The organism is Bradyrhizobium sp. Mp27, from assembly GCF_029953005.1.
In the GTDB taxonomy this organism is placed as follows: domain Bacteria; phylum Pseudomonadota; class Alphaproteobacteria; order Rhizobiales; family Xanthobacteraceae; genus Bradyrhizobium; species Bradyrhizobium barranii.
The window spans coordinates 1-9,248 of sequence record NZ_JASAUS010000214.1 but is presented as its reverse complement, the minus strand read 5'-3'; the positions used below and the strand labels follow the sequence as shown (position 1 = coordinate 9,248).

General features: G+C 35.5%; 16 protein-coding genes. All 16 read left to right on the top strand.

From position 1 onward, the window contains the following. A partial coding sequence (locus tag QJT78_RS45470) for a hypothetical protein (protein ID WP_281460654.1) occupies positions 1 to 189 on the top strand: 189 nt, incomplete at its 5' end. Next, positions 189 to 503 carry an HNH endonuclease gene (locus QJT78_RS45465; protein ID WP_012581463.1) on the top strand — a complete coding sequence of 105 codons (315 nt, stop codon included), beginning with the start codon at positions 189 to 191 and terminating at the stop codon, positions 501 to 503. The genes QJT78_RS45470 and QJT78_RS45465, both read left to right, overlap by 1 nt. 105 nt (positions 504 to 608) lie before the next feature. Next, entirely contained in the window at positions 609 to 908 is a 300-nt protein-coding gene (locus QJT78_RS45460; RefSeq protein WP_009931611.1) for a P27 family phage terminase small subunit, read from the top strand. After that, on the top strand, positions 905 to 2,548 hold the full coding sequence (locus tag QJT78_RS45455; RefSeq protein ID WP_070771654.1) for a terminase TerL endonuclease subunit: 1,644 nt from the start codon (positions 905 to 907) through the stop codon (positions 2,546 to 2,548). Before QJT78_RS45460 ends, QJT78_RS45455 begins: the two co-directional genes overlap by 4 nt. An 11-nt stretch (positions 2,549 to 2,559) precedes the next feature. After that, a complete protein-coding gene (locus tag QJT78_RS45450) occupies positions 2,560 to 3,690 on the top strand; it encodes a phage portal protein (protein WP_023548926.1) in 1,131 nt (376 codons plus the stop codon). Continuing rightward, a complete protein-coding gene (locus QJT78_RS45445) occupies positions 3,687 to 4,493 on the top strand; it encodes a head maturation protease, ClpP-related (protein WP_031669132.1) in 807 nt (268 codons plus the stop codon). The genes QJT78_RS45450 and QJT78_RS45445 overlap by 4 nt, the downstream gene beginning before the upstream one ends. A 26-nt stretch (positions 4,494 to 4,519) precedes the next feature. Beyond that, positions 4,520 to 5,671, top strand: a complete 1,152-nt coding sequence (locus QJT78_RS45440) for a phage major capsid protein (protein ID WP_003731647.1) — start codon at positions 4,520 to 4,522, stop codon at positions 5,669 to 5,671. Positions 5,672 to 5,677: 6 nt separating this feature from the next. Continuing rightward, positions 5,678 to 5,848: a hypothetical protein gene (locus QJT78_RS45435; protein ID WP_014601417.1), complete on the top strand. Its 171-nt coding sequence runs from the start codon at positions 5,678 to 5,680 to the stop codon at positions 5,846 to 5,848. Between the two features lie 9 nt (positions 5,849 to 5,857). Further along, entirely contained in the window at positions 5,858 to 6,157 is a 300-nt protein-coding gene (locus tag QJT78_RS45430; RefSeq protein WP_061727971.1) for a hypothetical protein, read from the top strand. Further along, the gene (locus QJT78_RS45425; RefSeq protein WP_045552979.1) at positions 6,141 to 6,506 is read left to right on the top strand and encodes a hypothetical protein; all 366 of its coding nucleotides are present in this window, start codon (positions 6,141 to 6,143) and stop codon (positions 6,504 to 6,506) included. Before QJT78_RS45430 ends, QJT78_RS45425 begins: the two co-directional genes overlap by 17 nt. After that, the gene (locus QJT78_RS45420; RefSeq protein WP_061109156.1) at positions 6,503 to 6,904 is read left to right on the top strand and encodes a hypothetical protein; all 402 of its coding nucleotides are present in this window, start codon (positions 6,503 to 6,505) and stop codon (positions 6,902 to 6,904) included. The genes QJT78_RS45425 and QJT78_RS45420 overlap by 4 nt, the downstream gene beginning before the upstream one ends. Then, positions 6,901 to 7,284 (top strand): hypothetical protein, encoded by a 384-nt coding sequence (locus QJT78_RS45415; RefSeq protein WP_061107848.1) that lies wholly within the window; start codon positions 6,901 to 6,903, stop codon positions 7,282 to 7,284. The genes QJT78_RS45420 and QJT78_RS45415 overlap by 4 nt, the downstream gene beginning before the upstream one ends. A gap of 21 nt (positions 7,285 to 7,305) precedes the next feature. Continuing rightward, positions 7,306 to 7,893 (top strand): major tail protein, encoded by a 588-nt coding sequence (locus tag QJT78_RS45410; RefSeq protein ID WP_046326023.1) that lies wholly within the window; start codon positions 7,306 to 7,308, stop codon positions 7,891 to 7,893. 71 nt (positions 7,894 to 7,964) lie between these two features. Further along, positions 7,965 to 8,297 carry a hypothetical protein gene (locus tag QJT78_RS45405; RefSeq protein WP_009917698.1) on the top strand — a complete coding sequence of 111 codons (333 nt, stop codon included), beginning with the start codon at positions 7,965 to 7,967 and terminating at the stop codon, positions 8,295 to 8,297. A gap of 50 nt (positions 8,298 to 8,347) precedes the next feature. Beyond that, the gene (locus tag QJT78_RS45400) at positions 8,348 to 8,497 is read left to right on the top strand and encodes a hypothetical protein (RefSeq protein ID WP_009917697.1); all 150 of its coding nucleotides are present in this window, start codon (positions 8,348 to 8,350) and stop codon (positions 8,495 to 8,497) included. 14 nt (positions 8,498 to 8,511) lie between these two features. Beyond that, positions 8,512 to 9,248 (top strand): hypothetical protein (locus QJT78_RS45395; protein ID WP_281460653.1); only part of this gene is annotated, 737 nt, incomplete at its 3' end.

The window sequence follows — 9,248 nt, the reverse complement described above, 5'->3', positions numbered from 1 at the left end:
CTTAGGTTGTTATGGGTAACAGATTCATACCTTGAAACTAAACCAACCGAAAGATTAAACTTAGACATTGTATATATTGATGTAGACAATGAAGGTTCAAGACTATGTATAAATGTTGGAGATTCATTATCTACTGAAAGTAATCTGGCTAAGATTGCAGAAATGAATAGTGAAGAGACTAGGTACTAATGCTAACACAAGCAGAACGTCATACATTCTATAAGTCAAAGGCATGGGCAAGCATACGTAAAGAAGTATTAAAGCGTGATAACTATGAGTGTCAAGAGTGTAAGAGGCAAGGAAAGGTGTTTACTGATTATCATGACCCAGACAAGCATAAAAGACTCGATGTGGACCATATTAATGATTTAGAACATCATCCTGAACTTGCGCTTGATATAGATAATCTCACTACTCTGTGTATAAAATGTCATAACAAAAAACATAATCGCTTTCAATTTAGAAGGAAAATAAATAAATGGGTGAATGATGAACGATGGTGACACCCCCGGGTCAAAGGTTTGCACTTTAATTTGGCTCTGGGGAACGGTGTGGGGGTCTTCTCCGCAGAAATATTAAAAAGTCTCATGAAGGAGGGAGGGTTGAAAGTGGAATATAACATAAAGAAATTGGAAAAAGAATTGTTATCAAATATTGATACTACTAGTCAGAAAGAACTCGAAAAAGTTAATCGTTATATTAATTTAATACGTATATATTACGAGTTAGACAAAAGCATTGAAGTGGATGGTGCTGTTGTTGTCACTGAAAACGGCTCGCAAAAATTCACGAAAACTAATCCAGCAATACAAGAAAAAAATCGAATCAACACTTCATTATTATCTATTGAACGTTCTTTTATATTCAAAGGCGAAAATGATAATCAAGATGGTAGTGACTTGATATGATATCAAATAAACACGTTGATAACTATATACAGTCGTATGAAAGTGGAAAAATACTACTCAATAAAGAGCGAATCGATCTAATAAATTACTTACAAAAACATGTTCTTAGTAGAGATGATATATATTTTGATGAGACACAAATAGAAAATTATATTGCTTTTAGTGAAAAATGGTACTTTCCTTTGGATAACTGGGAAAAGTTTATTGCACCATTTATTTTTTTATATTTTAAAGAAGACAATGAACTGTTTTATGAAGAGTTCTTTATAACACTTGGTCGCGGTGGCGGTAAGAACGGGTTTATAAGTACATTATCAAATTATTTTATAAGTCCGCTACATGGGATTAACAATTACGATGTTTCGGTAGTAGCGAATTCCGAAGACCAAGCGAAAGTTAGTTTTAAAGAAGTATTTAATACAATAGACGGAAATCCTAAATTGGAAGGCAGCTTTGACGCGTGGAAAGCACAGATTATTGGCAAAGGAACCAACAGTGTTTTTAAATTTCAAACGTCAAATGCAAAAACTAAAGATGGTGGTCGTGAAGGCTGTGTTATTTATGATGAAACACATGAATATGAAGATAGACAAATAATTGATGTATTCTCTGGAGGACTTGGCAAAGTCGCAAATCCCAGAGAATTTTTTATTGGCACTAATGGATTTGTAAGAGCGGGATTTTATGACAAGTTGGAAGAACGCAGTAAAGCAATTTTAAGCGGCGAAAATCTTAACGATCGCATGTTTCCTTTTATTTGTAAGCTAGACGATCCGGCAGAAGTCAAGAATGAAGCTATGTGGGAAAAAGCAAATCCTGCTTTTGAAAAGCCATTAAGTCCTCGTTCTAAACGCTTACTAAATAAAGTTAGAAAACAATATGAAGCATTAACGAATAATCCAAGCGGCAGAGAAGCATTCATGACTAAACGAATGAACCTTCCAGAAGTAGACTTGGAAAAGGTAGTAGCACCGTGGGAAGATATTCTCGCAACTAACCGAGAAATGCCAGAACTCCAAAACCGAGCTTGTATTGGTGCATTTGACTATGCAAGCGTTAAGGACTTCGCGGCTGTTGGATTGCTGTTCCGTGTGGGCGATGATTATATTTGGAAATCACATTCATTTGCTAGAAAAGGCTATCTGGATATCGCAAACCTTAAACCGCCCATCAAAGAATGGGAAAAGCAGGGATTACTGACCATTGTAGATGAACCTACAATCGACCCTCGTCATGTGGTCAATTGGTTTGTTGAAATGCGGGAAAATTACGGTATTCAAAAGGTCATTGGGGATAACTTCCGAATGGATCTTATGCGCCCGCTGTTTGAAGCAGAAGGATTCGAACTGGAGATTATTAGAAATCCACGTGCAGCTCATAGTTTGCTAGCTCCGCGAATTGAAACTTTATTCGCAAATCATCGCATTGTGTTTGGCGATAACCCTTTGATGCGCTGGTATACGAACAATGTAGCGGTGAAAATCAAACCAGATGGTAATAAAGAATACCTGAAAAAAGACGAGCATAGGCGTAAAACAGATGGATTTCAAGCATTTGTACATGCTCTATGGCGTGCGGATGAAATAGAAGACCTTGATGTAGATGAAGTTTTAAATATGCTTAATGCCATTACGTTTTAGGAGGTGATATATTGGGATTTCTTTCGGAGATATTTAAACGGAACAAAGAAATTGAGTGGATGTGGGATTTAGAGTTTTTAGAAGATAAAACAACAAAGGTTTATTTGAAGAAAATGGCTTTAAATACGTGTGTAAAACATATAGCACGAACGATCGCCAAATCTGATTTTAGATTGAAAAGTGGAGAAAGCAGTGTACGAGACGGATTGTATTATAAATTAAATGTTCGTCCAAATACAGATATGAGTTCGAGTTCTTTCTGGGAAAAAGTGATCTATAAATTAATCTATGATAACGAGTGCTTAATCGTCCTTTCAGATACGGACGATTTTTTAATTGCTGATAGTTATGTTAGAAAAGAGTTCGCGCTTTATCCGGATGTTTTTGAAGGGGTTACGGTGAAAGATTATCGTTATAATCGTAATTTTAGTATGGATGATGTGATTTTTCTGGAATATGGAAATGAGCGACTAGCTGCATTTACTGATGGCATGTTTGAGGATTACGGTGAGTTATTTGGTCGCATGATTCGAGCACAAATGCGTAACTTCCAAATCCGCGGGGCTGTTAACTTCAAAATGGCAGGCATTGCGGACGATGAAAAACAAAAAAAATTACAGACTTACATCGACAAACTGTATGCTGCATTTAATAACAATGAAATTGCCATTGTTCCTCAACTAGAAGGCTTTAACTATGAAGAGTTTGGAACGTCTAGCGTCAATAGTAGCCAAAATTTTGATGAGATCAAAAAACTTCGAAAAGAAATGATTGATTATGTAGCTAGTATTCTCGGCATTCCCTCTGCTCTGCTACATGGGGATATGGCAGATTTGAGTAATAATATGAAAGCATATATGGAATATTGTATTGATCCTCTCACTAAAAAGCTAGAAGATGAATTAAACGCTAAATTATTTACTTCCAACGAGTTTTTAGCGGGTGAACATATCAAAATCATACACAAAAAAGACATTATAGAAAATGCAGAAGCTGTAGATAAGTTGGTTGCCTCTGGTTCATTTAATCGTAATGAAGTTCGAGAATTATTGGGCGCTGAACGAGTAGATAATCCGGAATTAGATAAATATTTAATTACTAAAAACTATCAGTCAGCAGATGAAGGAGGTGAGAATGAATGACGAAAATTGAAGTCAAAGGTCCTATTATTGGAAATGATGACAAATGGATTTATGATTGGCTGGATATGGAAGCTACGTGTGCAAAAGATATCAATGAAGCCTTGGCAAATGCGTCAGGTGAAGTTGAAGTTTGGATAAATAGCAATGGTGGAGATGTGTTTGCTGGTAGTGAAATTTATACAGCATTAAAATCATACAATGGAAATGTAGTTGTAAAAATTGTTGGAATGGCGGCAAGCGCAGCATCTGTAATTGCGATGGCTGGAAATGAAGTATTAATTTCTCCAACTGGTCAAATGATGATTCACAATGTTCAGTATGGTGGGAGAGGTGATTATAGAGAGTTAAAAAAAGCCTCCGAAATTGCTCAAAATGCCAATATATCCATTGCTAATGCTTATCAGCTGAAAACGGGAAAAACATTAGAAGAACTGTTAAATATGATGGGAGAAGAAACATGGCTAAATTCTCAACAGGCTGTAGAGCTAGGATTAGCAGATGGTGTGATGTTTCAAGAAAATAGCGAAACGCCAAAATTAGTAGCAAGTACAGGCGGCATGTTAGCACAAGCTACATTGGATAAAGTAAGGGGGCTGAAAGATACTAATGGTACACAATCAATTTTAGAAGTATCTGTATCGGCGGAACAAATTCAAAGCATTGTAGAAGATACAATTGCAAAATTAAAAAATGAAGTGATACTTGATGGGAAAACTTTGAATCAACATATCGCTGAACAAGAAAAGGAATCGGAAGAATCGGAAGAGTCGGAAGTGAATGGACTCAAACGGTTTCTTTTTTAATACCCAAAAATAGGAGGAAATAAATTATGACTATCAAATTAAAAAACAACCTCGCGAATTACGAGGAAAAACGGACAGCTTTTGTTAATGCTGTTAAAAACGAAGACACGCAAGAAATTCAAAATAAAGCATATGTGGAAATGGTAGACGCGATGGCAGCTGATATCATGGAACAAGCTAAGAAAGAAGCACGTCAAGAAGCGGACGCATATATTTCAGCTAGCCGAACTGACAAAAATATCACGAATGAAGAAATTAAATTCTTCAATGATATTAATAAAGAGGTTGGATATAAAGAAGAAACATTGCTACCACAAACAGTTGTTGATGAAATCTTTGAAGATTTAACAACTGAACATCCTTTCCTTGCATCCATCGGGATGCGCACTACTGGTTTGCGTACTAAGTTCTTAAAATCCGAAACAAGCGGTCTTGCCGTGTGGGGTAATATTTTTGGTGAAATTAAAGGACAGCTAGATGCGACATTCAGTGAAGAAGAGTCTATTCAAAACAAGCTAACGGCATTTGTTGTTGTGCCTAAAGACCTTGAAAAATTTGGTCCTGTTTGGGTAAAACGCTTTGTTGTTACGCAAATTGAAGAAGCTTTTGCAGTTGCGTTAGAAAGTGCGTTTATCGTTGGTACTGGTAAATCTCAACCGATTGGTTTAAATCGAAAAGTAGCTAAAGGGACATCAGTAACCGATGGTGTATATCCAGAAAAAGTTGCTTCTGGAACACTGACATTTGCTAGTCCTAAAGTGACGGTTAATGAGTTAACAGATGTATATAAATATCACTCTGTAAAAGAAAACAAACATCCATTAAACGTTGCAGGTAAAGTTACTTTACTAGTCAATCCAACGGATGCATGGGATGTTAAGAAACAATACACAAGCTTAAATGCGAACGGTGTTTATGTGACTGCGCTACCATACAATTTAAATATCATTGAATCATTATTCGTTCCAGAAAAGAAAGCTATTTCTTACGTAGCAGAACGTTATGATGCACTTGTTGGTGGTCCATTGGATATTTCTACTTTTGACCAAACGCTTGCATTTGAAGACCTTAATTTATATGCTGCAAAACAATTTGCGTACGGTAAAGCGAAAGACGATAAAGCATCAGCTGTATGGACATTAAATATCAAACCAGCAGAACAAACTCCGGAAGGGTGATTGTAAATGGCTAAATTTGAAGTATTAAAGAAATTTAAAGACAAAGAGACCAAAGAAGTATATGAAAAAGGAACAGAAATTGAATTGACTGTAAAACGTGCAGATGAAGTCTCTGATAATTTGGGAACTTCTTTTTTAAAGCGATTGGATGAACCAAAAAAAGATAAAAAAAAGTAGGTGCTGTGCATGGAAGTATCAGATGACCTTCTTAAAAAATTTAAAGAGCGTATGCGTATTTCTCACAATAGCGAAGATAGCAATTTAAAAGAGTTGCTATCTTTTTCTATTGCTGATTTACAAGAAAAATGCGGGCTGTTTAATGTAGATGAACATGTTAGGGCAAGAGAATTGGTCATTGATCGTACTAGATACGCGTATAATGATTCGATAGAATTCTTCAATGAAAACTTTCAATCACAAATAACTAGCTTAGGTTTCTCTCTCTATGTAGCTGAAAGTGGTGAATCTGATGAAGTTTCAGTTTAAACCGCCGAAAATTCAGAGTGGGGATTTACGGACCCCTGTTGCTTTTTTTGAATATCAGCCGGCAAGTGGTCCTGAACCGGGCGAAATAGAAAAGATTACCCTTTTCGAATGTTTTGCAGAAGTTTATAAACCATCCATGAAAGATTTAGAAATTTTACATGGCACGGGAACAAAAGAAGCTGTCACAATTAATATTCGAGACACTAAAGGTGAGTATACAGTTAGTAACAAACATTATGTAGAAATATTAGATTATCGTTATTTAGGCAAAAGATTTAATGTGATTAATGTTAGCCCAGATTTGCAAAGTAATAGCTTTGTAAATGTGCTTCTGGGGGTTCAAACATGACTGTAGAGGTTAGTGGAGTAGAAGAGTTAGAAAGACAGTTAGTCAGTTTATTTGGACGAGAAAACTTGCCGCAATTAGTAGACCCTGCTTTAATTGCAGGCGCTACTCTTGTAGCGAAAACACTTAAAAGTGAATTTGTTCAATTTAAAGATACAGGCGCATCTATTGATGAAATCAATATAGAAAAACCTGTGTATGACAAAGGGGTTAGAAGCATAAAAATTGATTGGAAGGGACCTAAAGACAGGTATAAAATAATTCATCTCAACGAATATGGTTATACAAGGAATGGTAAAAAAATCACACCAGCAGGAACAGGTAGTGTTGCCAGGTCACTAAGAATATCTGAAAGAGCTTACAGGGCAATTGTACAGAAGAAAATAGGTGATAAACTATGATTGATATTTTGAATGTCATATATACAACATTAAGTAAAAACGATATCATTCACACTACTTGCGAAGAGAGAATTAAATATTATGATTTTCCAGGCACAGGTGATTCTACAAAAACCTTCTTGTTAATAATACCTTTAGATGTTCCAATACCAACTAATTTTTCCAGTAATGAATCCACGATGGAAGATTTTTTAGTACAAATTGATGTGCAATCTAACGACAGGTTAATAGTAAAAAAAATACAAGACGAAGTTAGAAAAGAAATGAAACAAATAGGATTTGGACAACTCGCTGGTGGTTTAGATGAATATTTTCCAGAAACAGGGCGATTCGTAGATGCACGAAAATACAATGGATTGCCATACAAGCTATATCAATAAAATTAATTAGGAGTGAAATAAATGATTACAACAATCGGGTTTGAAAAAGCAACTTTTGGAATTTATGATGAAAAAGACGAAAAAGTAACAAAAAAAGTAGAAGTAAACGGTAAGAATAAAAAAGGTGGTACGGTTGAAGCTGATATTTCTGGTCTTGATGCCGAAGCTATTAAAGTTTTCGCTTCGAATGGTCCATACTACATTTCCAAAAAAGGTTCTGGTGATGTTAAGCAAACAATCGGTATCATGGAACTTCCGTTTGAATTAGGACAAGATCTATTGGGTCGTCAAAAGAATGCAGATGGTATTGTAACGGTAGGAAAAAACACTGCTCCACCATACGCTTCATGCGTGATGGAAAGTGAAACCTTGCGAGGGGAACCGGTATTCTTTGCTTTACTAAAAGGAAAGTATGGACAAGATGATGTTAAATTAAACACGTCTGAAGACAAACCAAAGGAACCCGAAGCAACTAGTCTCACTGGTGAATTTGTTTATAATGATGCTGGGGACGTTTTCGCGATGGCTGTGGGCGAAGAATTCCGAGATAAAATTTACAACATGGCTTTTCCTGGTTTTGTTGAAACACCAGTAGTACCGGAAGGATAAAATATTTTAAGAGTAGGTGAAATCCTACTCTTTTTTTGTTGACCAAAATCATAAAAAAGGTGGAGAAAATAGTGATTAAACTAGAAATATTTAATAAAAAAGAAAAAAAGAAAGAGCTATATGAGAGAGAAGATACATCTGTAATTGAATTAGAAGAATATTGGAAACTACAAGAAAAAATTAGAGAATACATCAATACTTCTGACGATCCAAAGAAAACGACAATTTTGGAAATGCAGTTAAAATTTATTGTGAAATTATTTGATGATGAAAACATTACAATAGATTTTCTTAAAAAAAATATTCCTTCGAAGAAATTAAACGATACATTGGTGTCTGTCTTTCGGGAGATTTCACCAGATGAATACGAGGATGAAGATGGTGGAGATGAGGAAGCAAAGTAATAACGCTTACCGAGTTTTTGTCCGATCTCGATGCAATTAGGCGTTACTGCATGAAAGAGTATGGCTGGACAATTCGAGAAACAGATAATCAAGAATACAAAAAGTTATGCCGTCTGATAATCGAAAAAGAAGAAGCAAAATCAGAAAACAACAAAGTTTCACTTGTTGACTTTGTATCACAATACCAAGATGTCAATTAGGAAGGAGGTAAATAATGAATAAACTTCAAGGATTGACAATTAATCTAGACTTAGATGCTGCCAAAGTAGATGAGGGAATGAAAGGGTTGAAGCGGACCCTCGGCTCTGTGAATAGCGAAATGAAAGCGAATCTTTCGGCATTTGGAAAGGGAGAAAAAACCTTATCTCGATATGAAACAGAACTAGATGGTCTTAATAAAAAGTTATCTGTTCAAAGCAAAATGGTTTCTCAAACTAAAAACGATTTTAAAGATTTAGAAAAACGAAATGCTTCTTTAAATGGAGAGTTGAAAGAGTCTAATAAAACGTTAACTGAGTCAAAAAAACGTTTTGAACAGCTCTCTAAATCTGGTAATGCAACTGAAAAAGAATTAAAAGAAGCAGAAAAAGAAGTCAATTCAAATCAAAAAGCATACAACAAACTTAACAAAGAATTACAACAAATGCCAAAAGCTTTAGCAGCAGGGGAAAAAGCAGTAAATAATGAAGTTGCAAATTACAATAATTTGCAAAGAAAGATTGATACTACCACAGAATCTTATAAGAAATTCAAGAGAGAGCAAGCTGTTAAAAGCTCACCATGGGGGACAGTGACTCAAGATTTAGACAAGTATCAAAAAAAATTAAATGAGACAGGAGATAAACTTGTCGCTTTCGGTAAAAAAGGCAGTTTGTACATGGCTCCAGTTGCTCTTGGTTTAGGTTTCGCTACAAAAAAAGCGGCAGACTTTGAGCAACAAATGTCGAATAC

Bases quoted from the DNA above. Each gene is read 5' to 3' on its own strand.
- QJT78_RS45465 (WP_012581463.1), top strand. From the start codon at position 189: ATGCTAACACAAGCAGAACGTCATACATTCTATAAGTCAAAGGCATGG.
- QJT78_RS45455 (WP_070771654.1), top strand. From the start codon at position 905: ATGATATCAAATAAACACGTTGATAACTATATACAGTCGTATGAAAGT.
- QJT78_RS45445 (WP_031669132.1), top strand. From the start codon at position 3,687: ATGACGAAAATTGAAGTCAAAGGTCCTATTATTGGAAATGATGACAAA.
- QJT78_RS45440 (WP_003731647.1), top strand. From the start codon at position 4,520: ATGACTATCAAATTAAAAAACAACCTCGCGAATTACGAGGAAAAACGG.
- QJT78_RS45435 (WP_014601417.1), top strand. From the start codon at position 5,678: ATGGCTAAATTTGAAGTATTAAAGAAATTTAAAGACAAAGAGACCAAA.
- QJT78_RS45430 (WP_061727971.1), top strand. From the start codon at position 5,858: ATGGAAGTATCAGATGACCTTCTTAAAAAATTTAAAGAGCGTATGCGT.
- QJT78_RS45425 (WP_045552979.1), top strand. From the start codon at position 6,141: ATGAAGTTTCAGTTTAAACCGCCGAAAATTCAGAGTGGGGATTTACGG.
- QJT78_RS45420 (WP_061109156.1), top strand. From the start codon at position 6,503: ATGACTGTAGAGGTTAGTGGAGTAGAAGAGTTAGAAAGACAGTTAGTC.
- QJT78_RS45415 (WP_061107848.1), top strand. From the start codon at position 6,901: ATGATTGATATTTTGAATGTCATATATACAACATTAAGTAAAAACGAT.
- QJT78_RS45410 (WP_046326023.1), top strand. From the start codon at position 7,306: ATGATTACAACAATCGGGTTTGAAAAAGCAACTTTTGGAATTTATGAT.
- QJT78_RS45400 (WP_009917697.1), top strand. From the start codon at position 8,348: ATGAAAGAGTATGGCTGGACAATTCGAGAAACAGATAATCAAGAATAC.